The 24,516-nt window shown below is 40.7% G+C and carries 19 protein-coding genes; 9 read left to right on the top strand and 10 right to left on the bottom strand.

Annotation, left to right across the window (positions count from 1 at the left end; translation table 11 throughout):
• Positions 1-795: 795 nt before the first annotated feature.
• Positions 796-3,291 (top strand): vitamin B12-dependent ribonucleotide reductase, encoded by a 2,496-nt coding sequence (locus tag GX654_22170; protein ID NLD39568.1) that lies wholly within the window; start codon positions 796-798, stop codon positions 3,289-3,291.
• Positions 3,292-3,364: 73 nt separating this feature from the next.
• Here the strand turns inward: GX654_22170 and GX654_22165 are convergent, their stop codons facing one another.
• Both GX654_22165 and GX654_22160 read right to left on the bottom strand, forming a co-directional pair.
• Positions 3,365-6,139, bottom strand: coding sequence for a polysaccharide biosynthesis protein (locus GX654_22165; GenBank protein NLD39567.1), 2,775 nt, complete (start codon positions 6,137-6,139; stop codon positions 3,365-3,367).
• A gap of 348 nt (positions 6,140-6,487) precedes the next feature.
• Positions 6,488-6,742 carry a hypothetical protein gene (locus GX654_22160; GenBank protein ID NLD39566.1) on the bottom strand — a complete coding sequence of 85 codons (255 nt, stop codon included), beginning with the start codon at positions 6,740-6,742 and terminating at the stop codon, positions 6,488-6,490.
• Between the two features lie 289 nt (positions 6,743-7,031).
• Between GX654_22160 and GX654_22155 the strand changes: the two genes are divergently transcribed.
• The 7 genes from GX654_22155 to amrS all read left to right on the top strand — a co-directional run bounded on the left by GX654_22155 (position 7,032) and on the right by amrS (position 15,381).
• Positions 7,032-7,556, top strand: a complete 525-nt coding sequence (locus GX654_22155) for a hypothetical protein (protein NLD39565.1) — start codon at positions 7,032-7,034, stop codon at positions 7,554-7,556.
• Between the two features lie 21 nt (positions 7,557-7,577).
• Positions 7,578-8,936, top strand: coding sequence for a DNA repair protein RadA (radA, locus tag GX654_22150; protein NLD39564.1), 1,359 nt, complete (start codon positions 7,578-7,580; stop codon positions 8,934-8,936).
• Between the two features lie 113 nt (positions 8,937-9,049).
• A complete protein-coding gene (locus GX654_22145; GenBank protein NLD39563.1) occupies positions 9,050-10,027 on the top strand; it encodes a KamA family radical SAM protein in 978 nt (325 codons plus the stop codon).
• Between the two features lie 70 nt (positions 10,028-10,097).
• Positions 10,098-11,699 carry an MBL fold metallo-hydrolase gene (locus GX654_22140; GenBank protein ID NLD39562.1) on the top strand — a complete coding sequence of 534 codons (1,602 nt, stop codon included), beginning with the start codon at positions 10,098-10,100 and terminating at the stop codon, positions 11,697-11,699.
• Positions 11,700-11,767: 68 nt separating this feature from the next.
• Positions 11,768-13,459, top strand: coding sequence for an aminotransferase class V-fold PLP-dependent enzyme (locus tag GX654_22135; GenBank protein NLD39561.1), 1,692 nt, complete (start codon positions 11,768-11,770; stop codon positions 13,457-13,459).
• 126 nt (positions 13,460-13,585) lie between these two features.
• Positions 13,586-14,350, top strand: a complete 765-nt coding sequence (locus GX654_22130) for a class I SAM-dependent methyltransferase (protein ID NLD39560.1) — start codon at positions 13,586-13,588, stop codon at positions 14,348-14,350.
• Between the two features lie 20 nt (positions 14,351-14,370).
• The gene (gene amrS / locus GX654_22125; GenBank protein ID NLD39559.1) at positions 14,371-15,381 is read left to right on the top strand and encodes an AmmeMemoRadiSam system radical SAM enzyme; all 1,011 of its coding nucleotides are present in this window, start codon (positions 14,371-14,373) and stop codon (positions 15,379-15,381) included.
• Positions 15,382-15,392: 11 nt separating this feature from the next.
• Here the strand turns inward: amrS and truA are convergent, their stop codons facing one another.
• The 8 genes from truA to murA all read right to left on the bottom strand — a co-directional run bounded on the left by truA (position 15,393) and on the right by murA (position 23,803).
• Positions 15,393-16,181: a tRNA pseudouridine(38-40) synthase TruA gene (gene truA, locus GX654_22120; protein NLD39558.1), complete on the bottom strand. Its 789-nt coding sequence runs from the start codon at positions 16,179-16,181 to the stop codon at positions 15,393-15,395.
• Between the two features lie 62 nt (positions 16,182-16,243).
• On the bottom strand, positions 16,244-16,636 hold the full coding sequence (gene rpsI, locus GX654_22115; GenBank protein NLD39557.1) for a 30S ribosomal protein S9: 393 nt from the start codon (positions 16,634-16,636) through the stop codon (positions 16,244-16,246).
• A gap of 9 nt (positions 16,637-16,645) precedes the next feature.
• Positions 16,646-17,074, bottom strand: a complete 429-nt coding sequence (gene rplM, locus GX654_22110) for a 50S ribosomal protein L13 (protein NLD39556.1) — start codon at positions 17,072-17,074, stop codon at positions 16,646-16,648.
• Between the two features lie 127 nt (positions 17,075-17,201).
• Positions 17,202-18,617: a HAMP domain-containing histidine kinase gene (locus GX654_22105; GenBank protein NLD39555.1), complete on the bottom strand. Its 1,416-nt coding sequence runs from the start codon at positions 18,615-18,617 to the stop codon at positions 17,202-17,204.
• On the bottom strand, positions 18,614-19,312 hold the full coding sequence (locus GX654_22100) for a response regulator (GenBank protein ID NLD39554.1): 699 nt from the start codon (positions 19,310-19,312) through the stop codon (positions 18,614-18,616). Before GX654_22100 ends, GX654_22105 begins: the two co-directional genes overlap by 4 nt.
• 419 nt (positions 19,313-19,731) lie before the next feature.
• The gene (locus tag GX654_22095) at positions 19,732-20,034 is read right to left on the bottom strand and encodes a hypothetical protein (protein ID NLD39553.1); all 303 of its coding nucleotides are present in this window, start codon (positions 20,032-20,034) and stop codon (positions 19,732-19,734) included.
• Positions 20,035-20,112: 78 nt separating this feature from the next.
• Positions 20,113-22,545 (bottom strand): DNA internalization-related competence protein ComEC/Rec2, encoded by a 2,433-nt coding sequence (locus GX654_22090; GenBank protein ID NLD39552.1) that lies wholly within the window; start codon positions 22,543-22,545, stop codon positions 20,113-20,115.
• 1 nt (position 22,546) lies between these two features.
• Positions 22,547-23,803, bottom strand: a complete 1,257-nt coding sequence (murA, locus tag GX654_22085; GenBank protein NLD39551.1) for a UDP-N-acetylglucosamine 1-carboxyvinyltransferase — start codon at positions 23,801-23,803, stop codon at positions 22,547-22,549.
• A 140-nt stretch (positions 23,804-23,943) separates the two neighbouring features.
• Here murA and GX654_22080 point away from each other — a divergent pair, with 140 nt between their 5' ends.
• Entirely contained in the window at positions 23,944-24,408 is a 465-nt protein-coding gene (locus GX654_22080) for a hypothetical protein (GenBank protein ID NLD39550.1), read from the top strand.
• Positions 24,409-24,516: the final 108 nt, after the last annotated feature.

Raw genomic sequence — 24,516 nt, 5'->3', positions numbered from 1 at the left:
ATCCGCTATATGATTAAATCCTTGAGTGTCTGATATCCTAATCATCTAGTATTTACCGAATTCATTATCATATTCATCGTAAGCCTTTTCATCACTACCCATATCTAATATCACCGATTTTTTTTGCCGGTATCTTTTGTCAGATCACTTTCCGAATCAGCATTATGCACCAGGTTTTTAATGATCCTTTTATATCGGGACTTTTCCGGTTTCATTTCCTCCCTGATCATTTTTACAGCCTTTTTTCATCAGGAATATCTCCCTCAAATGATACCTTGAAAAAACCTATAGTTGCCTGGGAACAAGTTTAACCAGCATCTTAATCTGTAACGCCTGCCGTTTCAGACGATTTTCTACCTGCAAGACGCTATAATCACTGCAATAAATCTAAAAATAATTCATAACAGTAGTGTTTTTTCAGTTATTCTCTGACTTCACATTATTTATACTACCCACGAGGAGATGCTACTACGCATTTCCATCCTATGAGCCGAAAAAAAGAATAATAGGAAGTAATCGACAATGCTTGTTTATAAAATATTTCCAATTTAACAAAAACTGGAAGAATTTATTGACATACCATATATTGTGCCCTAGAATGCGCTTCATTCAATATAAGGGTATATAAACAATTTAAATCATCAGCATAAAACATGATAGAAGAGGTGATAATCTGGCTCTTTACTATTGTTTTAGCGAATGATTTTTCATTCCTTTTTCATCACGGGGAAAATGATATATTATTATAATTAATATAAAATATAGGCGGTCAATTAATTTTATGGAGGGTGGTAAATGGGTCAGCAGAGTAAATTCCTTGTGACAAAAGATGGTACTTTTGATCTTGCAGCTTACAGGTGGGATGATAACCTCTTTTCAGATATGCTGATAAGGGAGAGTTCAATAGACAGCTCGTGTGCAATGGATATAAGCAGGGCGCTCAGGGAAGAAATACACCAGATGGACCTGAAGACCATAACCATCCCACTGCTGGAAGAAATTGTGGAAGCTAAACTGCTTGAATATGGCCTTAAAAAAAATACACCCATAAAACTTGAGGGCTCATTTTTTCTTAAAGAGAAGATAAATTTATCTGAAAATGCCTATACTGTTTTAAAAACCAGATACCTGAAAAAGGACAGTAATGGAAATGTGGTTGAAACACCCGAACAATTATTTAAAAGGGTAGCGCACCATATCGCCCTCGCTGAAAAAAAATATGGCAACGAATCCTCTATTGAAAAGGTTGAGGAAAATTTTTACCGCATGATGACTGAATTCAGGTTTCTGCCCAATTCACCCACACTCATGAATGCCGGCAGGCACCTGGGTCAGCTTGCCGCATGCTTTGTGCTTCCTGTAGAAGACAGCATGGATGCCATATTTGATTCCCTGAAAAATGCCGCACTGATTCATAAATCAGGTGGCGGCACAGGATTTTCCTTTTCCAGGCTCAGGCCCACAAGCAGCAGGGTTGGAACAACTGGCGGTGTAGCCTCCGGCCCAATATCCTTTATGAAGATATTCAATACGGCAACAGAACAGGTCAAACAGGGCGGGACCCGAAGGGGCGCCAATATGGGGATACTGAGGATTGATCATCCTGATATTATGGAATTCATATACTGTAAACGTGATAACAGGGAATTAAACAACTTCAACATCTCAGTAGGTGTTACTGATAAATTCATGCAGGCACTGAAAAAAGGTGAAAAATATGATCTTATAGACCCGAGGGACGGACGTAAGGCAGGCGAGATGAGCAGCACAGATGTCTATAATGCGCTCTTAACACAGGCATGGCAGAACGGGGACCCGGGGATTGTCTTTCTTGACAGGATTAACCGGGATAACCCTACACCTGAACTTGGTCAAATTGAGAGCACCAACCCGTGCGGAGAACAACCTCTTCTACCAATGGAGGCATGTAACCTAGGTTCTATCAATCTCGCCAAATATGTGATCGAGAATCAGGTAGAACCTAAAATAGACTATGAAGGGTTAAAGGAATTAGTATGGTGGAGCGTCAGGTTCCTGGATAACACCATTGATATGTCAAAATATCCCCTGCCTGAAATAGATGCAATGGTAAAAGGAAACAGAAAGATAGGGCTGGGCATTATGGGTTTTGCAGATATGCTTTACCAGCTTAAGATACCATACAATTCAGAGAAGGCACTTGAAACAGCTGAAGAGGTTATGAGTTTCATACAGAAGGAATCCCATGAGGCATCCAAATTCCTTGCTGAGGAGCGTGGGGTATTTGAAAATTTCAACTACAGTATATTCAAGGATCAGGAAAATAAAAGATACCGGAATGCAACAACTACCACAATCGCCCCAACAGGTACACTGAGCATACTCGCAGGATGTTCCAGTGGCATCGAACCCCTCTTTGCATTAAGCTTTGTTAGAAGAGTAATGGATAATAGTATCCTGACAGAGGTTAACCCCTATTTTGAGACAATCGCCAGAGAAAGGGGTTTTTACAGCGCTGAGCTGATGGATATTATCGCAAAAAGAGGTTCTATTCATGAACTAAAGCAGATCCCTACTGATGTAAGGGAGATATTTGTTACAGCCCATGATGTTACACCTGAATGGCACATCCTAATGCAGGCTGCATTCCAGAAACATACAGACAATGCTGTCTCTAAAACTGTTAACCTGCCTATGGATGCCACGGTTGAGGATGTAAGAAAGGTATATAACACAGCCTACGAACTGGGGTGCAAGGGGGTTACCATTTACAGAGACGGGAGCAAAGAAAATCAGGTCTTGAGTTTCAGTGAAAAAGAAAAGGGAAAGACTGTAACAAATCTAGCTGATATCAAGGAACGGCCTGAGACACTCGAAGGTTTTACATCAAAGATGATGACAGGCATGGGGAATCTGTATGTAACGGTTACAGAGATGGATGGGAAACCGTTTGAAGTTTTTGCAACCATTGGTAAATCCGGCAGATCAACAACGGCCAAGACAGAGGCTATAGGCCGTCTAGTTTCGCTTGCCCTCAGATCCGGGGTTGAGGTAGAAAAAATCGTAAAACAGATTGAGGGTATAGGAGGCGAATATCCGATCTTCCAGAAGGATGGGCTTGTGCTTTCTATTCCTGATGCCATAGGACGGGTACTGAAAAACAGGTACATGAATGGTAAAGTAAATAAAAGTACACCATCTAACTCTTCAAATACCTTTATGGGTGAAAAATGTCCTGAATGCGGACAAACAATAAGTTTTGAAGAGGGTTGTATGATATGCCATTCATGCGGTTATTCAAAATGCGGGTAGCTTGACAGAGGCAAAAAACAGGCATCACTTTTCAGTGATGCCTGTCAGAAAAACAATCAATCAGTGGATTCCATTAATCTTTTAATATATCATTCAATACCCCGGCTGAGACTGCTAGTTGATATAAAACACTTGTTGTGTCTTTAAACCATTTAAGCCAACTGAATTGAAGAACCTTTTTAGGTACAATTATAGTATCTCCCGGTTCCATTTTAACACTCTTAAAGGAACCAAATCCCCACCTGTGTGATGAACTGTCCCAGTTAAACAATCCGAATTTCTCCTGTTTTTTACTCATTACAGTGCCATCTGCCCGTACAATATAAAGCTGTTTCTTATCTGCATTTCCTGTAATGCCACCTACAAGATTCAGATAATCACCCACATCACTGCCTGACCTGTGGATAATTGCATTCGGATTATATACCTCTCCTATGACAAAGACAGAATCAGGTCTTTTTCCTACAATAAGCCTGTCACCAGCCCTAAGCGCTAAATCATTATCACCTGATGGTATAAGCACTGCGTCAAGGATATTGATTATCATACGCCCCGTCGGCTCAGCCTGTTTCAGTTTTTCCAGCATCTCTCTTTTTGCATTAAGTGTCTGCAGGGCAACACTGGCCTGTGAGGCATCAAGCGATGTTTCAGCAGAATATGCACTGATAGTAAAGATATCCTGCTCAAGCTTTTCTATGTATTCTCTTTTTCTCTCCGATTGTATATCTTTTACTGATTCACGGGTAAAAACAGCGCCATAAGGATATGCCTCTTCTGTCAGACCGCCTGCCCTTTCTATTACAGATGAGATAGTTTCACCCTCCTTAAAGCTATATTCGCCGGGAAACCTGAACTCTCCTTCGAGATATACCTTTTTTTCAAGCGAAGTTTTATATTTGGGGATCTCTCTAATGAAAACCTTGTCATCTTCCTTAAGGATAATGTTATCTTGAGGAGAGCCCTCAGTTGCCCTTTTTGGTGAAAATTCTAGCTTGACAATATCTGCGCCTGAATCACCTGAAAGCACCCGTGTAAGCTCGCCCTTTTCAAGATATGCATCTTTAGTTGAATTACCTGCTGCGAATATCAGGTCTTTTACTGTCATATCTTTATAGAGCCGGAATATACCGGGATTTCTCACTGCGCCACTTATAGTTACCTCCGGAATATTCTGCTTTTCCCATGCATTGTAGATTGTAATCCTGTCTCTGTCATGAAGGGCGAGATTCTGACCCTCGTCTCCGTCTAGCATCTTTCCAAGATCAAATGTCTTTATTTCAGGGTGGAGATTCGGTGGCACCAGCCTCAGAATCTCAGCCTGAGGAAGGTAAGACTCAGGTAACAGGTAATCGTATGAAGGAATAATATCCTTCAATTTCATCCCGTTCTTTAATTCATATTCATTGGGGTATTTAACATTACCCTCAAGGTATACCACCTTTTCAATATTTTTATGTACAGGGTATATCTTGACCAGGTCACCATCTTTCAAAACTGTTTTCAGATTCTGGGTGTTTTTTTCATTTGAAGAGTCAATATCAAAGCTGACTATTACCCTCCCTTTTTGCCCCACAATTCTCTCGACTATTATATTCTGGAGATGACTTGTGGGGAGTAGCCCCCCTGCATAATCTATTACCTGTTCAAGTGTCTGCCCCTCTTTTATCTCATAAATGGCAGGTCTCTTGACATGACCAGCAACCGCAACTGTCGGGCCGATAACAGGGACAAATACCGTATAACCCTGTTTAATGGTAATATCATCACCTTTTGCGCCACGGATGAAAAAATCATACAGATCGATTGTTTTTACCAGTTCATCATTATTCAGAATGCTAATATTTCTCAGTGTGCCGTTCTTATTGGGGCCGCCTGATGCATACAGGGCTGACACAACAGTGGAAAGAGAACTCAGGCTGTAAGTGCCAGGGTTATTCAACTCACCGACCATGAATATATCAATGGATTTGAGGGCATCCATTGCAATGTTCATTTTAAAATCTGGATAATACTCCTTGAATCGGTTGTATAAAAAAATTTTCAGTTCAGAAAATGTCAACCCGCTGACTGAAAGGGTTCCAAGCCTGGAAAGGGTAATAGTGCCATCCCTTGATACTGTTGCATAATGAGCCTCTTCAACATTTCCCCAGAGGTTAATGGTAAAAGAGTCACCTGGACCTATATAATAATCACTGCCCACGGGCACGTTTTTTTCTGGTGTAAATGTTGATTTCTGTATAAAAAAATCATATCCGAACTGTCGAATATCCTTATCAATACTTGAAGGAAACTGGCCTGAAAAAAGCTCTTCAAGCCTTGAATTCTTTTTTTCAGCCCCTTCCGGTACAAACTCCTCCCCTTTTAATTCAATTGAAGAGGCTAATTCAGGATACTTTTCCAGCCATATCTTTTTTTCAGAGATAGAAAGGCTGTTTATAAGCCTGGATTTTTCCATGTACCCAAGGTTGCTCAGTAGAATCATCCTCTCCTTATCATCAATTAAAGCAAAAAGATCAATTTTGTCTTTATCGCCAAGAGTCTGAAATATCTTTTGTTTTTCACTATCAGCAATTGTAACAAAAACAACTCTTTTCTGTGAGGGGGAAAGATGACTAAATAGATCCTGCCTGTCTGCATCATCAAGCTTTTCAAATAGCAGGGGTAGCTCTTCTGCAGTAAGAAGACTGATTATCTCTTCTTTAACCGATTCGTTTAATGACCTTTTATATCCATAGTCTTTAATGCCTGTGCCTAGTGTGGCTATTGAGGAAACCCCTGTTTTTACTTTTGAGCTCTGTCCTAAGGGAGACCTTGAGGTCTGAGCAAGAGAGTATTGGGGAAAAGGCATAATAAATAACAAAATAAAAAGTGAAAAAAGCTTAAAAAATTTGCGGCATGAAAAAGAGATCATCGTTAAGACACCTTTCATACATTTCAAAGTAATATCAATTAATTAAAAACCGGTCAGATGTAATTTTCCAAACATCATCGGATATATATATTACAACCACCCTTTTATCAAGAATTAAACATCAAGGCATAAATAAATATTGATAAATAAAGAGGAATAAAGGATTCAAAAAATTTGAAGGCAGGCCTAATAAAAAATAGAGATATATTTTTTACAGGAAAGGATAAAACAAATTAGGGGGCCTGAAATACAGGTCCCCTTAAAAACATTTGTTGTAAATAATTATTAGTGGTGGTGAGCCGCAGCGTTGTCATCATCATCTATAGCTGCTGCTACTGCAACACCAACTGCAACAACTGCTGCGGAAATACCAACAATAGCGGCTGTACTGAGTCCAGCTGCCCCGCCTGCGCCTGCTGCGCCTGCTGATGCTGCTCCTGATTCAGCCTGGGCAAATGAAACAGATGAAGTTACAGGTACCAGAATCAACGCCAATGACAAAATACTAACAACAATTTTCCATGAAAAACTTCTTTTCATCTTAAACCCTCCTAGGTTAATGTTTAGCCCCTCCCATTCATGAAGACAGGATTAAATAACAATAATAAAACATAGTCAAGCTTTTTTTTAAAACTGTCTTTTTTTCCTCTATTTATTGTAAATGAAATCACTAATAAGAAGATTTTTATATTTATAATGCAGAATGCAGACAAAATCAATAAAAAAAGTTAGACCAATGCTCTGATATTTAACTTGATATTTCCTCAATATTAATATTACCTTTACAGCGACTATAATTATATTAATTCAATTGAAATGAGGGTAAAAAATGAAACACTTGAAATTTCTTTATCTCACCTTTGTTATTTTTTTCATCATATTCTTTAGCTGCGCTTCAGGCGAAAAAAACAGCGGTGGGAAACTTTTATCAGGACCAGCTGCCAGTGATATTGTGAATTATGTAAATCAGGGGTTGATTGCTATTTCTGAGCTTGAACAAAAATCACTTGAGGCTTACGCATCAGTTACAGGTGAAAATGCAACAACTGACCAAAAGCTTCTTGATACTCTGAAGGAATTCATAATTCCGACCTATAAACGATTTTTAACCGGTCTCAGAGAAATAAGGCCCGAAACACTTGAGGTGAGACAGGTACACTCCTTTTATCTTAAAGCTGCGGATTCTACCATGGAAGGATTTCAGATGATTATGATAGGGCTTGAAAATAAGGATTATAAAATTATAGAGCAGGGAAATAAAAAATTTGAAGAGGGGCGCAACGGAATAGAAAAATGGCGAACAGAATTGATAGAACTATCAAAAACCCAGGGAGCAGAAATAAGATTTAAATAGCAGGATATTCCAGATATACTCATGGCAAAAAACCCTAAAATTATCTTTACCTGCCAGAACTGCGGGTACCAGACACCAAAATGGCTTGGAAAATGCCCTGACTGTAACCAGTGGGATAGCATAGTTGAGGAGCTCTTTCATGATCCAGGAAAAACCGGGATCTCACAACTTACCATGAGTGCACCTCAGGAGATAAGCAGTATTGAGTTTAACCCTGACAGCAAGATCAAAACCGGTTTGGATGAATTTGACAGGGCAATAGGAGGCGGTATTGTCCCCGGATCCCTTTTACTTTTAGGAGGAGAACCGGGCATAGGAAAATCAACACTGATTCTGCAGGTAGCGGGGAAACTCTCCCTTAAAAACCTGAATACTATATATTTATCAGGGGAGGAATCTGCTCAGCAAATCAAACTCCGTGCACAGAGACTGTCAATAAATTCAGAAAATATTTTTATTGTTACAGGCACACGAATAGATGACCTTTTTGAAAAGATCAGAGAGATAAAGACAGATCTGCTTGTTGTGGACTCAATACAGACTACATATACAGAAACGCTGCCTTCTGCACCGGGGAGTGTGGGGCAGATCCGAGAAGTATCTGGTAAGATCCTCAGATGGGCAAAAGAAAAGAGTATCCCGACTATACTGATCGGGCATATAACAAAAGAGGGTTCAATAGCAGGCCCCAAAATACTGGAACATCTTGTAGACACAGTACTCTATTTTGAAGGAGATGCGAGTCATACCTTCAGAATAATCAGGGCTATAAAAAACCGTTACGGGTCAACCAATGAAATAGGTGTGTTTGAGATGAAGGAGGCCGGTCTTTCCCAGGTTGGCAACCCGTCAAGGATATTCCTTGAAGAGCGACCTGAAAACGCATCCGGATCAATTGTAATCCCGTGCCTCGAAGGCACTCGACCTCTGCTTCTGGAGATACAGGCACTGGTTTGTCCAAGCCCGTTCGGCATGCCAAGGAGAACAGCAATCGGTGTAGATCACAACCGTATCTCACTCTTGGTTGCTGTTATTGCAAAAAGAATGGGTATTGAAATGGGAGATCAGGATATATTTGTAAATGTGGCTGGCGGGCTTAAGGTAGATGAACCGGCCGCTGACCTGAGCATTGTAGCGGCCATGATCTCCAGTTTTCTTAACAGGCCCGTTGACCCGGAGATGGTTGTATTCGGCGAAGTAGGTCTTGCCGGTGAGGTAAGAGGGGTTATCCAGCCGGAAACCAGGATAAAGGAGGCTGAAAAAATGGGATTCAAAAAATGTATACTTTCTAAGAGTAATTACGAGGGTTGCAGAGCCCCCCATAACATTAAGATATACAGCATAAATTCTGTACTGGATTTAATGGATATACTGTTTTAACAAGAGGCATTTTAGGTAAAAGATTGGAGATTATTTTTAAAAGAAAAGATCCAGCAGTGTTGTGGGAAGATTTACTCGCTAAAAGCATACAAAGATCTGATGAATTGCCGAATATGGAAGGGTTCAACCTCTCTGATATTGATCAGGTAACAAAAACATACCCGATGCTTATCAACCCTTACTATTTTAATCTGATCAGATCAGATAGCCGCTTAATGAAACAGGCCATACCGGATATCAGAGAGATCAAATCCAATAAAGGCTATATTGACCCCCTTGATGAGGAAAATCTCTCCCCTGTACCGGGTCTGACGCACAAATATCCTGACAGGGTGCTTTTTCTGATATCCGGGAGATGTGCAATGTATTGCAGATTCTGCAATAGAAAAAGAAAGGTTGGCCATTCTTCTATGGTAACAGAAGAATCAATAAAGGAAGGATTAAGTTACATAGCAAAAACAAAAACAATAAGGGATGTGCTTTTATCAGGGGGTGACCCTCTGCTGCTTTCAGATGAAAGACTTGACAGTATCCTGTCAAAGGTAAAGGCCATTGGCCATGTGGAGATCATCAGGATCGGTTCAAGGGCGCCATGTACCCTTCCGCAGAGGGTAACCCCGGACCTGCTCAATATTTTAAAAAAATATCACCCCCTTTATATTAATACCCATTTCAATCACCCTGCGGAGATTACACCTGAATCATCCATTGCCTGCAATATGATTGCAGATGCCGGCATTCCCCTTGGTTGTCAGACTGTGCTTCTCAAAGGGGTAAATGATGATATTGAAACTATTTCAGAGCTGATGAGAAGACTTCTTGCAATTCGCGTAAAGCCGTATTATCTGTTTCAGGCAGACTTGGTTAAGGGGACATCCCATTTCTGGACACCTCTTTCTAAAGGTATAGAGATAATGGCCGGGCTTCAGGGAAATATTTCAGGCATAGGGGTGCCCAGGTTTGTGATTGACCTCCCACATGGTGGCGGAAAAATACCTTTATTGCCTGAATATATAAACGCAATAAAGGGAGATCAGATAATTGTGAAAAATTACCAGGGTATTGAATTCAGCTACCCGGTCATCTCATGAACCGGGTTAAAAAATCGGGGCTCAATTTTTATATAGAATCAAATTAATACCGCAAAGAAAGGAAAGAAAAATGATTAGAATTTCGTGTATGGGTGGTGCAGGAGGCGTAACAGGTTCCAGTTTTCTGGTGGAAAGCGCACAGGGTAAAAAGATACTTGTCGACTGCGGTCTATTTCAGGGCAATAAACAGATGGAGCTTCGTAACTGGGCTGACTGGGGTTTTAACCCGAAAGATATCAGCACCCTCTTTCTGACACATGCGCATATAGATCACAGTGGCAGGATACCCAAACTTGTAAAAGATGGTTTTTCGGGAAGGATAATTACATCTCCACCCACAGCCGAATTATGTGAAATAATGCTCCTGGATTCAGCCCATATCCAGGAAATGGATGCAGAGTGGCAGACCAAAAAGAACAAAAGACAATCAAGGTCAGGAGTCGAGCCTCTGTATATAACAAAAGATGCAGAAGATGCTATTCGTCTTTTTTCTTCTGTTGAACGGGATAACATAATCCAGGTAGAACCGGGGATCAAGGCCAGGCTGAGAAATGCCGGACATATTTTAGGCTCTTCCATACTTGAATTATGGCTGGAAACAAATGGTGGGGAGATAAAGATAGTTTTCTCAGGGGATATTGGTAAACAGAACCAGTTGATAGTAAAAGACCCGTTTGAAATCTTTGCTGCCGATTATCTATTTATAGAGTCCACCTATGGAAACAGGCTTCACCGCTCTTTTGACGATAGTAAGGCAGAGCTTATGGAAGCCATTAATCATGCGGTTTCCAATAATGAAAAGGTAATAATACCCGCCTTTGCGGTAGAAAGAACACAGGAACTGATCTATATACTTGGCGAGTTCCAGCGTAATGGCAAACTTCCGGATATCCCCATATATATTGACAGCCCCCTTGCCATAAAGGCAACCCAGATTTTCCGCAAAAACAGGAAATACTATGACGATGAGGCAATGGCTATAGTAAAGGAGGGGTTTGATCCATTTGACATGCATAATCTGCGTTTTACCTCCGCAACAAAAGAATCAATAGCCATTAATGATTCTCATGGCTCAGCAATTGTGATTGCCGGAAACGGGATGTGTACAGCAGGAAGGATCAAACACCACCTCAAGCATAACCTATGGAGGAAGGGTGCAAGCATAGTCATAGTAGGCTACCAGGCTGATGGAACAACAGGTAGAAAAATTGTCGACGGGGCCAGATCAGTCAAGATATTCGGGGAGAGTGTCGATGTCAATGCAAAGGCATTTACCATAGGCGGTTTTTCCGCCCATGCAGATCAGAATGATCTGCTTGACTGGGTAGGTAATTTCAGGGAATCAAAACCCAGGGTTTTTGTTATACATGGAGAACAAAGCTCAAGTAAGATATTCGCAGAAAAAATAAAAAGCAGTTTTGGCTTTGAGGTTCACATTCCCTCATACAGGGAAAGACTTATCCTCAAGCCAAGGGAAGTGATAAGTGAAAAGATCACTGTCCCTGAGGAGCGTAAGGATTATTATAAACCAATGTATAACAGTATTATTGATATTGAAAATGAATTGAACAGGCTTAAAAAGTACATCAAGAAAAATGAGGATAACCTGAGTGAAGAGACCATTGACCGTCTGGCCTATCTTCTTGAGGATATAAAAGAACTTCAGAAATAGCATCTTTCAGTCATGAAAGATGCTATTTTTCCAATAAGGCAAGTGCAGTATAACGGGTATTAAAAGAGATGGATCAGGTTAGAAAAATAAAAACAAACATCGACTATCTTAAAAAGCTTTTCATCATGCCGGAATCCCCTGACAAATTTGTTGAATTCGGCAATGAACTGCTCGAACTCATACATGATTTTTTCCAGGAAAAAGGGGGCATACACAGCAGCGCAACGCTACCTGACCTCAGCAATATCTTTAGTGAGACCTCTATCCCTGACAGCCCCCTGCTGATAAAAGATGTACTCTCCGAGATAAAATTAAAGGTCATAGACCACTCTGTAAAGGTGGGCAATCCATACTATATCGGACATATGACAAGCGCCGTCCCATATTTTATGATACTGCTTGAGATGATCATTGCAGCACTAAACCAGAACCAGGTAAAGATTGAAACGGCAAGGGCGTCAAGCTTTGTTGAAAGAGAGCTTGTGGCGTGGGTGCATAATCTGATCTATAATAAGAAACCAATTTTTTATGAAAAAAACATACATAATCCCAAGGTTTCCCTTGGTAATGTAACATCTGATGGCACCCTTTCAAATGTAACCGCCCTTATGGTTGCAAGGGAAAAGGCATTTCCTCCATGTGGTGATTTCCCCGGTTTCAGAGTAGCGGGAGCAATGAGTGCGCTAAGACATTACGGTTATTCCAGGGGGATAATTCTCGTGTCAACAAGGGGACATTATTCTATAACAAAGGCAGCCAATATACTTGGAATAGGTGAATCTAATGTAATTAATATCCCTGTTGATATGAATAACCGCATAGACATTAAAAAGCTGCTGCTGAGGGTAAAAAAATTCAATAAAAGCAAAGGTAAAGACCGTACAAAAATCATATCTATAATTGGCATTGCAGGCACAACTGAAACAGGGAACATCGATGATCTGGAAGCTCTTGGTGAGATTGCACATAAAGCAGGTACCCATTTTCATGTGGATGCAAGCTGGGGCGGACCTGCTTTACTGGCAGATGAATACAGGCCGCTTTTTAAAGGTATAGAAAGGGCAGACTCCGTGGCCTTTGACTCACATAAACTTCTCTATTGTCCTGCAAGTATGGGGCTTGCCCTTTTTAAAAGCGAAAAGGACCTTGGTTATATCAAACATTCTTCAAGATATATAATAAGAAAAAACTCTGTTGATACAGGCAGGTTTACACTCGAAGGATCGAGGCCTTTTGCATGCCTGAAACCCTGGGCCTCGCTCAAGATTATAGGCAGCAAGGGATACGGCCTGCTTTTCAGGCATGCGAGGAATTCAACAGATTATTTTAAAGAGATACTTGACTCATGCGGTAATTTTGAAACCCTTAACAACCCCGAACTTTTTATTCTGAATTACCGTTTTATACCTGAGCAGGTCCTAAACCAGATAATCATCTGGAAAAAAAGCAGGACCCAAAGCGGGAAAAAAGAAAAAAAGACAGAAACCAGGATACAAAAAACCAACCGTCTGATTAACAGCCTGAATATAAAGCTTCACAGAGCACTAAGAAAAGATGATACTACATTTGTTTCAAGGACAACCTTGGAGTCTACAGTTTATCGACCCCAGAATATAGTGGTCCTGCGTGCAGTTCTTATTAACCCCCTCACTGAAAAAGAGACCCTTGATGAGATTAAAGATACCCAGAACAGGATCGGCCTTGAAATGTGGAAAGAGTTTAAGCCTGCCTTTGAACGGATAAAGGTGATTGATGATTAGAGTCATCTGAATATCAATGTTTGACTTGCCTGCATATTTTAGTTAATCTTCAACTGTTTAATTGGATTAAATATTTACCCAACCGGTAAACAGATAAACATAGCTTGACAATTTCAGGTTTCACATATGGGAATTATTTTTGACATCCAACTCGCAAAGGCATACGAAGAATGGTGCAGCTCACGCAAAGGCCTTCACTTGGATTTTTTCCTTAACCATATGATATCCGAAACCCTGAGGCCCTTTAAGCATGAAAGGGTTATTGATATTGGCTGTGGATCAGGCAGCCATCTTCTTGCCGCAGGCAGGTATGGCATGAACCTCACAGGGATAGATGCATCGCCCTATATGCTTACCCTTGCCAAAAACCGGCTTGGTGACCGGTGCGAACTGAAAAAGGCATATGCCGAGGATCTGCCATATGAAGATAATCAATTTGATCTTGCCTTTCTTATAAACACCCTTGAGTTTCTGGATGACCCGCTTCCGGCACTGGAAGAGGCGGGAAGAGTTGCCAAAAGGGGTATATTTATTGTCTTTTTCAACAGCATCTCCTGCTATATCCGCTGGCAGAAGATAAGAGGTATCTTCAGAAAAGGCATGTTTTCAGGGATAAAAACTTACAGTTTATGGGAGATAAAAAGAGCGCTGAACAGGGCTTATGGCCCGGTTCAGATAAAATGGGAAAGCCTGCCTCTGTTTGCGGGTTCTTTCAGGAAGGCCGGTAAAACCATGATACCAGGTATAAGCTATCTGCCGTTTGGTTATCTGATCGGTATATATGTAATATTAAATTATCGATATAAAACCGATAACCTTTTTTTAAAAGAAAAGATCAACAGGGCAAAAAGGCCTGTAATAGAAGGTGTGCATATCAGTCACAGTAAATGAAAAATGGAGGTACTAAAATAATGAAAGAGGCACTGCTTTATGAAAAGCTTTCAGATAAAAAAGTAATATGTAAATTATGTAATCACCATTGCCACATCTCGGAAAACTCGAGAGGCATATGCGGGGTAAGGGAAAATAAAGATGGGGTTCTCTATACACTGGTTTATGACAGGGTTATTACAAGGCATATTGATCCTATTGAAAAAAAGCCTTTATTCCATTTTCTGCCCGGGAGTGGTTCCTACTCCATAGCAACCCCCGGATGCAACCTGAGATGCAGCTTCTGCCAGAACAGCGACATCTCCCAGATGCCGATTAACAGCAAGGTATTAACCGGTGAAAGGATCTCACCTAAAGATATAGTCAATGAGGCTATGAATTTAAATGCAGAGACCATTGCATATACATATACGGAACCCACAATTTTCTTTGAACTTGCAAAAGAAACCGCTGTTATCGCCGCTTCAAAGGGTCTGAGAAATGTGTTCATTTCCAATGGATATATGTCTGAAAAATGCCTTGAAGAATTATCCGGCTACCTCCACGGGGCGAACATCGACCTCAAGGCCTTCAGTAATGATTTCTACAGGAAACAGTGCGGCGCAAAGCTTGAACCCGTACTTAACACCATAAAAATACTGGCAAAAATGGGGATATGGATAGAGATAACAACTCTCCTGATACCCGGGTTAAATGATTCAGAGGAAGAGCTTACAAAACTTGCAGAGTTTATCAAGGCACAAAATGCAGATATACCATGGCATATAAGCAGATTTCATCCCTCTTACAGGATGAACAACCTACCACCTACACCCTATGACACCCTTGTAAGAGCAAAACAGATAGGTTACAGCGCCGGGCTAAGATATGTCTATACAGGTAATATGCCGGGGGATGATGGTGAAAAGACATGCTGTCATAATTGCGGGAATCTTTTGATAGACCGGTACGGGTTCACAGTAAACTTCAATAATATGAAAAATGGCCATTGCCCGAGGTGCAAGGTATATATCCCGGGTGTATGGAGTTAAAAATAAATAGTCTAATACTCAACCATCTTTAAAAACAACCCCTGGGCCGGGGCCATTGCCCCTGCCCTTTTCCTGTCATGCGCATCCAGGATCTCTTTAAATCCGATTTCTGAAATTTTTCCCTTCCCTGCATCAATAATTGTGCCCACAAGGTTTCTTACCATATGTCTTAAAAACCCACTCGCCTCGAAAGTTAACCTGAAAGTTCCATCTAGATCTTTTTCAGAAAGCTCTGCCCTGAACATCTCCCTTACAGGGTTGATATTGGAGCTACCCGATGCCCTGAAGGATGAAAAATCATGAACCCCGATTATCATGGCAAGACATTTCTTCATCTCAATATAATTAAGATGCTCTTTTATATGCCATGTATACCTTCTTAAAAATAGGTCTGCATCCCCTGTGTTTAATATCCTGTACTCATAGCTCTTCTTTTTTGCGCTGTACCTTGAGTGGAAATCAGGCACTGTATATTCCGCCTTTTTTATATAAATATCATCAGGAAGAAGTGAATTAAGGGCATTTTTTATTGACTCTGGCGGAATAGATGTCTCAGCAAAAAAGTTTGCAACCTGATATAAAGCATGCACACCTGAATCGGTTCTGCCAGACCCGTAAATAGTTACATGTCTTCTGAATATCAGAGTAAGCTTTTCCTCTATGACCTCCTGGATTGAGACACCATTCTTCTGACGCTGCCAGCCATGGTAATTGCTCCCCTCATACTGAAGGATAAGTTTTATATTTTTCTCTTCGTCCACGCTGATTTCCAGTAACAGTAAATAAAAAAAGGAAGCCATACCAGCTTCCTTTTTAAGGTTACCAATCAGAAGAATATTAAATAAATAGAAAGGGAAACGGGTTAGCGTTTTGAATACTGGTAACGGGCTCTTGCTCCGCGCTGACCGTATTTTTTCCTTTCCTTCATTCTCGGGTCTCTTGTAAGCAGTTCGGCCTTTTTCAAGGTCGGGCGAAACTCAGGATTGATGCTTACCAGCACTCTGCTGATACCATGCCTGATAGCCCCTGCCTGTCCAATGACTCCGCCACCTTTTACATTCACATTTATGTCATATTTATTGATCGTCTCGGTAATTTCAAGGGGCTGTTTTATTATCTCAACGCCTGACTCTCTCGTGATATATTTATCAAGAGCCATATCATTTACTGTAATAACTCCGGTACCCGGCCTTATCCATACACGGGCGATCGAAGTCTTTCTTTTGCCAACGGCATGCCATAAGTCTTGAGCCATTAAGACCTCCTACATCTTTAACAATTGAGGATTCTGGGCAACATGTGGGTGTTCAGAACCTGCATATATTTTAAGCTTTTTTAACTGTCGCCTTCCAAGGCTGTTCTTGGGGAGCATCCTTTTTACAGCCATATAGAGAACCTGATCAGGTTTCTTTTCAATTAATTTTTTGGCAGAGATCTGCTTGAGACCTCCCATGTACCCGGAGTGATGGTAATATATTTTATTATCCCATTTATTGCCTGTAAGAGAGACCTTTTCGGCATTAATAACAACCACAAAATCACCGGTATCAGCATGGGGAGTAAAAATTGGCTTGTGTTTTCCCCGAAGATGCGAGGCAATCTGACTGGCCAGACGGCCAAGTATCATGTCCTGTGCATCTACAAGGTACCATTTCTTTTCTATTTCCTGTTCTTTGGCAACATATGTCTTCATTTTTTATCTATCCTGAATGTAAATTCAAAAAACGAATTTATTAAATCAACAACCATAATATGTCAAGTTTTTTATTCAAAATATTTAATCATTTGCCAATCGGGTTATCAAGCGCACCGGACATTTTTTACTGATGACAATGTACAGGCAGTGTTATCCTGATTTCAAAACCACCATCTGAATTATATGCCCTCGCAATACCACCATGCCTTTCTATAATCTTTTGCGTGATGGCAAGGCCCAGTCCAGAACCAGATGTATCAGAATCCCCGGCCCTCTGAAATGGTTCAAAAATCCTTGATAGATCCTCTTCATCAAGTTTTTGGAAGTTGTTCACTACACTCAGCACCACTTTTTTTTCTTCCTGGAAAAGCGACGCATAAATCCGGCCATCCTGAGCCGTAAATTTGACTGCATTATCAAGTATATTTAGGAAGGCAGTGCTTAATGTGCTTCTGTTTCCAATAAATCCTGTGATAAATGACAACTCAGTATACACATAGAGGTGCTTTCGGTCAATAATGGGCTTAAGCTGCCCTATCAGATCTAGAATTAATTGTCTGATATCAAAGGGTTGCATCTCAAAACTCGCCTCAAGCATATCTATTTTTGACAGTTCAAGTATCCTGCCGATCAGCTGATTAAGGAATTCGACATCTTCCCTGATATCATTTAAATGCCTTAAATATGTATCCTGTTTCTCATTTTCCAGCTTTTCCCTCAGTATTTCCTCTGCTATTCTTACCCTGGTAAGTGGTGTACGGAGTTCATGGGAGATGAGGGCAGTTAAGGCCTTCCTTCCGACAATCATCCTTTCGACCTTATCTGCCATCTGATTGAATGCGGTACCGAGCTCCCCTATCTCATCACGGCCCTTGATATCGATTCTGTGAGCCAGGTCACCCGAAGCAATGCGGAGGGCTGACTGTTTGAGTTCTTTTACCCTTTCCGTAATAAACCTTGAAATGGGGATTACAAGAATCGGTATAATAATCCCTATCCCTGCCAGACCAAACAAAAAACCTGTTCCCTCTCTTTCCCCACCCCTCCTTTCACCGAATATTATATGGAAAAACATATCTTCACTGGCAGGGTTCTTTACAGGAGATACCACATAAATATCACGGGTCGAATTAAACCCCTGATAAAGGCTTATATCATCGCTTATAAACCTGTTCTCATCAGGAATGCATGACAGGTCAACTGGAATTTCACCCTCAAAGGATTTTAATAAAAGCTTATCATTATTAGTTATCCATATTTTTGCTGTATTTAACTTTGAAAGATTATTCAGAAATGCCTGCATATCATCATTTATAATCTTATTCGGGATATCATATGATTCAGACCTTATTTTTTCACCAATCAATTCAGTTAAAAGGATTACCCTTTCAATGTTATAGAGCCTGACCTGCTCCCTGATATAACGATTCCTTGCCCTTACCTCTGTTTTCATGTGCAGCCCGTAGATCATAAGCAGGGTAATTATCAGCATAAAGGTAAAGGAAAGAAAGAATTTGATATATAATTTTGGAGGTTTCATTTTTGATCCACAAACATATATCCCGATCCCCAGATAGTTTTTATTCTTCTGGGAGACCGGGGGCTTTTATCAAGTTTTGACCTGAGCTTACTGATATGGACATCAATACTCCTGTCAAAGGCCATAAAATCTCTTCCCCTCGCATAATTCATAATCTGATCCCTGTTCAATATCACGTTGGGGTTGGTCATCAAAACCTCAAGAATCTTGTATTCAGTTGAAGATAGTTCAATCTCTTCTCCCTCAAGCTTAGCGGTCTGCTTGGCCCTGTTCAAGACAATGCCCCCTGCCATAACCAGATTTTCAGGGTCAGTATCCGCCTCCTTCTCCTGAAAAATCCGCCGCATGACTGCCCTCATGCGTGCAAGCAGTTCTCTGGGATTAAAAGGTTTTGGCAGATAATCATCTGCCCCCAGCTCAAGACCTACTATTCGGTCTGCGTCTTCACCCTTTGCTGTAAGCATAATAATCGGGATGCTGTTCTTCTGACGTATCTCCTTGAGTACTTCGAGACCGTTTTTCCCTGGCAACATTATATCAAGGATCACGATGTCAGGCGATTCGGAATTAATAGAGTCCAATGCATTATTGCCATCAGAGAGTGTAATAACCTCAAAACCATTTCCTTCAAGATATTCCTTTAAGAGCATCCTTATCTTTGCATCATCTTCGATAATCAATACCCTGCCGGCCATCGATATCACCTCTTTTAAAATTTATTTTTCAAAACGAAAATAATATACATTAACTTGAATTGATGCACCAAAAAAGTTAGCATAACACCAATAATAGCGGTATATTATCTTTAATAAAAAAATATCTGCTAATGCCGACAAAAAGACAAGAAATAATTGAGCTCCTGTCAGTCAGGACATGCACAATTCAGGAAATCTCCTCAAAGCTGCATCTATCCATGCGGGAGGCACTGGATCACATGGAACATGCAAGGAAAAGTGTTAGAGCTCCCCAGCAGCGATTTATAATCATACCTGCAGAATGTCTTGGCTGTGGTTTTATCTTCAGGGAAAGGTCAAAAATCCATTCACCGGGCAAGTGTCCCCGATGCAGAAGTACCCATATCCAGGAGCCTTCATATTGTATTGAGTGAAACAGATTATTTTTCCTGTTTTGTACGGCTTTTCATAATGTCAATAAATTCGTTCAGAGCAGCAGGGGAACCAAATTCCTTGTCAAATAATCTTTCGTTCCAGAGGGCAAGCCCAAGTTTAAAGATATAATGCACAATATGATCCAGACCTTCTGGTCCATCAAGCCTGAGTACCTGTAAAAAAAGCTCATCAGGTATCTTCACAGGGAAAACAGACCCTGATGATGTGGTATCGGTTTTCAGGTAATCCTGGACACTTTTGAGTATCATCAGATTAATATGTTTTTTCAGGTATTCTTCTTCTTCCATATCTTTCCCCTGTTTAGGATATGATTATATTTCAGATATTACCCGGAGTCAAAAAAGAAATCCGTGAATTATTAAAAGTCAATCAAGACTATATCCTGAATTAAAAATACCTTCACCGATTTTAACCTCAACAGCACCACCCTGATCTATCCTTAGTATCCTGACTCCTGCGCGTCTAAATCTCTCCAGGACTTCAGCATGGGGGAAACCAAACCTGTTTCCCTGCCTTGAAGATATGATGCACACCTTCGGACTTACTGTTTCAAGAAATGGTTTTGAACTGGAAGATCTACTGCCATGGTGCGGGACCAGCAGGGCGTCGCTTTTCAGCTTATTCCCATATTTATTTACAAGAATAGCCTCAGACTTCATTTCGATATCGCCTGGAAACATAACAGATCTACCCGCATAACTTATCCTTACCACAATGGACTGGTCATTTATGGTGTGACTGCTGACATGGAGATTTTGAGACCTTTTTTCTCCTGAAAAAGGATAAAACACCTCTATCTTTACCCCTGATACATGCCTGGTCTTAGCTAGGTCATCGGGCGTAAGCACCTTGATATTTTTGGTTTTTATTATATCAATCAGGTCTTGATAATCATGATCCTCAGAATCCTTACCGTTATGCCAGAATTCAGCAGGATCAAACACAGAGGCTATAAATTTAAGCCCTTTCATATGGTCAGGATGAGGATGAGAAAGCACAATATAATCAATATGGAGTAATTTTTTCCTTAAAAGAAATGGGGCTATAATACTCCTGCCTGTATCAAAGGTATCTCCCTGAAAACCACCGCCATCAATAAGCATCCTTTTTTTACCGGGAAACTGTATAAGAGCCGAATTCCCCTGGCCCACATCCAGGAAAAACACTCTCAAATTTTTGTTCAATCCTGTTTCATAAATCCAGTATGAAAAATCCATCAGAAAGAGCAGAAGGACAGCAGTCATACTGAATTTTATCATCTTACCTTTTCTGAAATAGACAATACAAAACAGCAGGCAATAGAAGAGCAGAATCTCAAACATACTGGGGATAAACATCCGAAAACAGGCCCATGGGAGATGGGCAAGATACTCTATTATGCACATCATTATATCAAGACCATATGCGCCTATAAAAAGGATTGAGCGAGAAGCATCTGCTGATACAAAGAGTATAATAAGGGAAAACATGCCTAATGGTAAAATGACGAACCCCATAAGAGGTATAATAAGAAGGTTTGCGAAAATCGATACAAAGGATATCCTGTTAAAATAATAAACCGTAACCGGCAGCAGGAAAATATTGGCAGCAATACTCACAGAGATAATGCCTGTAAGGTAAAAATAGGAGCTCTTCAGGCGTGGATAGTTTATGAATTTTCCTGAAATATCCGGAAATACTTTTTGAATCAAGGGTGTCAGCCATACTATCCCCACAACTGCAAGAAAGGTCAGTTGAAAGGATATGCTATTTATTGCAAGAGGATCAATAGCAAGTATAATAAAGGCTGCAAAAAGAAGGGTTGACCAGATATCACTCTCCCTTTCGATAATAATGGAAAACAGATAGGTCAGGGCCATTATCATTGCCCTCTGCCCGGATACCTGAAAACCACTCAGGGCTGTGTAGGCAATTACCGGAAAGCAGGTGGCAAAGGCAGTGATCTTTTTAATGTTATGCGTTATGGTAAGTCTATATGACAGTGAGAGAATCTGCCTGCAGATAAAAAAGGATATCCATGCTATCATGCCGACATGTAATCCGGATACAGCAAGCACATGACCAAGTCCTGTCAGGTTAAAATATTCCCTTAAATCATCACCTATACCCTCTGTTTCACCGAGGAGAAGGGCGCGGTATAATGCATTATTTTTTTCAGATAATGTGCTGTTCAGGACGTCTCGAAATGGTTGCCTTATTCTCTCCAGTATTCCCATTAAAAAACCGGGATCACCTCTTCCCATTGGGACAATATATCTCCCGTCAGATATAGATGCATTACATGAAATCCCCTTGATCTGCATGGATAACTCGTAATCATATGCCCCGGGATTTTTGAAATTCATGAATGGTTTGATTTGTGACGGGAATCGAATCCGAGTACCTATAGTATAGGCCACAGGGTTATTATAAACAGAAATCTGAACTTTTTCATTGACAGAGATTATATTTTCATCAAGAAAAAGTCTTTCTACTATAAGCTCAAAGCGTTCTGACTGGCCATTCTTTTTTACAGGGCTGATGACTGTCCCTTCAAGTATTATTTTTTTACCTGCAGCCAGCCTGACAAGTTCTGAACTGGTATCCCTGTATGATATGAGAAACAGGCCTGCAAGAAGGAAACATATTGGAATTATAGAGGGCTTAAGTTTCCAGGGGCTTATGAAAAGCAGAAAAAGAGAAAGTATAATCAATAAAAAAATAATTAACAGAAGATCATTGATAAATGGAATATAGCAACCCGTCAGGATCCCCCCTGTAAAACATATAAATGTTGGTACAAGAGGTCGATCAAGCATCTCAGTTTACTTCTCTCCATATATTTGCGCCGAGCAGCCTGAACTTTTCCTCCATTTTTTCATAACCCCTGTCAAGATGGTATATCCTGCTTATCTCTGTTAGACCATCTTCAGCCACAAGTCCTGCAAGTACAAGGGAGGCGCTTGCCCGGAGGTCTGTTGCCATAACCGGAGCAGAAAGCAACCGTTTCCTGCCCCTCACCAGTGCCTGATTTCCATTTATGGTAATATCAGCCCCCATTCGCTTTAATTCACTTACATGGATAAACCTGTTTTCAAATATAGCCTCAGTTATAACACTTGATCCCTTTGCAATAGACATCATGGACATAAACTGGGCCTGGAGATCTGTTGGAAAACCCGGAAAAGGCATTGTCTTGATATCAACACTCTCTAATATATCCGGGCCTTTTACCGATAGTCCATTTTCATTCATATCAACAATAGCCCCAACAGCGCGTACCTTCTCTATTACCGAATAAAGGTCTTCACGTCTGTAATTAGTAATCTCTATGTCTCCCTTCGCCATTGTAGCGGCGATCATAAAGGTGCCAGCCTCAATACGGTCAGGGATTACTTCATGTTCAGCAGGAGACAATTCATCTTTCCCTCTTATAATGATAGTATCTGTCCCTTCCCCCTCTATGTCTGCCCCCATTTTTCTTAAAATATTAGCAAGGTCTGATATCTCAGGCTCCTTTGCGGCATTATTGATGATGGTTTCTCCCTTGGCCTTTACCGCAGCCATCATAATGTTTTCGGTTCCGGTTACAGTAGGTATATCAAAAAATATCTCGGCACCTTTTATGGCATCTGTTCTGGCGTTGATATACCCGTTTTCAAGAAACATATCCACACCCATAGATGAAAGGGCCTTAAGATGCAGGTTAACGGGTCTTGCACCAATTGCACACCCGCCTGGGAGGGAAATCCTTGCCCTTCCGAACCTTGCAACCAGTGGTCCAAGCAGCAGAATAGAGGCCCTCATTGTCCTGACCAGATCATATGGAGCCTCATATTTGTCTAAATTTTCACTGTTGATAAGTAAGGCATCCCCCTCTTCCCGGAATGTTACCCCCATCCCCTCCATTATTTTTTTTATTGTCTGGATATCCCTTAAATCCGGGACATTATGTATTTTATGCCACCCTCCAGTTAGCAGGCATGAGGATATAACAGGTAATGCCGCGTTTTTGGCCCCGCTTATCTTAACCTTACCCTTTAAGGGGTGGCCCCCCTCTATCATTATCTTCTGCATTTAAAATATCCTGTATTTTTGTATTATATTTGAGTCTTTGGAATCTATAATAACCATGACACCCAGTCAAATTATTTACACAAGCCTGATCGTCAAATATAATAACAGCGATTCAGATATGCTGTTAACAGGGAAAAATAATGAGCAATGAACAAACCAGATTTGTAATAGACTCTTCACTTGGTACTCTTGCAAAATGGTTGAAGATAATGGGGTTTGATACCCATTATAAATCACTTTACCAGGGGAATGAAATAGAAAAACTGCTAAAAGAGGGAAGGACCCTGCTCACTAAAAACCGTCACCTGCAAGATAAACTTGAGCCTTTGCTCCTGATAACCCATAATAAAATAAAGGATCAACTTTTGGAGTTAAAAGACCCCGGGTTTCTCCCCATGGACAGGAAATACTGGTTCAGGAGATGCATACTATGCAATGTCCTCCTTCACAGCGTGCAGACTCAGAATGCCCGGGGGAGAATACCAGATTTTGTAATACACCAGAATACCGGGGAAATTAAATTCTGCCCTAAATGCAAAAGATATTTCTGGGCTGGCAGTCACAGGGTCAGAATGATAAAACAACTGGAGATATGGGGACTATAGAAAAATACCCAAAGCCCTGCTTCTACCCTCACAGGTATATCAAAATCCAGCAAAGTATACCTGATTACAACGTGACTGACCCGCCTTTATCTTTATTCAAATAGAAAG

The sequence above is a fragment of the Desulfatiglans sp. genome, assembly GCA_012513605.1.
Lineage (GTDB): Bacteria > Desulfobacterota > DSM-4660 > Desulfatiglandales > HGW-15 > JAAZBV01.
Note: the sequence above shows the minus strand (reverse complement) of the source record. Positions and strands in the feature narration are given on the sequence as shown.

Coding starts and splice junctions, on each gene's coding strand:
- GX654_22170 (NLD39568.1), top strand. CDS start 796: ATGGGTCAGCAGAGTAAATTCCTTGTGACAAAAGATGGTACTTTTGAT.
- GX654_22165 (NLD39567.1), bottom strand. CDS start 6,139: ATGCCTTTTCCCCAATACTCTCTTGCTCAGACCTCAAGGTCTCCCTTA.
- GX654_22160 (NLD39566.1), bottom strand. CDS start 6,742: ATGAAAAGAAGTTTTTCATGGAAAATTGTTGTTAGTATTTTGTCATTG.
- GX654_22155 (NLD39565.1), top strand. CDS start 7,032: ATGAAACACTTGAAATTTCTTTATCTCACCTTTGTTATTTTTTTCATC.
- radA (NLD39564.1), top strand. CDS start 7,578: ATGGCAAAAAACCCTAAAATTATCTTTACCTGCCAGAACTGCGGGTAC.
- GX654_22145 (NLD39563.1), top strand. CDS start 9,050: ATGGAAGGGTTCAACCTCTCTGATATTGATCAGGTAACAAAAACATAC.
- GX654_22140 (NLD39562.1), top strand. CDS start 10,098: ATGATTAGAATTTCGTGTATGGGTGGTGCAGGAGGCGTAACAGGTTCC.
- GX654_22135 (NLD39561.1), top strand. CDS start 11,768: ATGGATCAGGTTAGAAAAATAAAAACAAACATCGACTATCTTAAAAAG.
- GX654_22130 (NLD39560.1), top strand. CDS start 13,586: ATGGGAATTATTTTTGACATCCAACTCGCAAAGGCATACGAAGAATGG.
- amrS (NLD39559.1), top strand. CDS start 14,371: ATGAAAGAGGCACTGCTTTATGAAAAGCTTTCAGATAAAAAAGTAATA.
- truA (NLD39558.1), bottom strand. CDS start 16,181: ATGGCTTCCTTTTTTTATTTACTGTTACTGGAAATCAGCGTGGACGAA.
- rpsI (NLD39557.1), bottom strand. CDS start 16,636: ATGGCTCAAGACTTATGGCATGCCGTTGGCAAAAGAAAGACTTCGATC.
- rplM (NLD39556.1), bottom strand. CDS start 17,074: ATGAAGACATATGTTGCCAAAGAACAGGAAATAGAAAAGAAATGGTAC.
- GX654_22105 (NLD39555.1), bottom strand. CDS start 18,617: ATGAAACCTCCAAAATTATATATCAAATTCTTTCTTTCCTTTACCTTT.
- GX654_22100 (NLD39554.1), bottom strand. CDS start 19,312: ATGGCCGGCAGGGTATTGATTATCGAAGATGATGCAAAGATAAGGATG.
- GX654_22095 (NLD39553.1), bottom strand. CDS start 20,034: ATGGAAGAAGAAGAATACCTGAAAAAACATATTAATCTGATGATACTC.
- GX654_22090 (NLD39552.1), bottom strand. CDS start 22,545: ATGCTTGATCGACCTCTTGTACCAACATTTATATGTTTTACAGGGGGG.
- murA (NLD39551.1), bottom strand. CDS start 23,803: ATGCAGAAGATAATGATAGAGGGGGGCCACCCCTTAAAGGGTAAGGTT.
- GX654_22080 (NLD39550.1), top strand. CDS start 23,944: ATGAGCAATGAACAAACCAGATTTGTAATAGACTCTTCACTTGGTACT.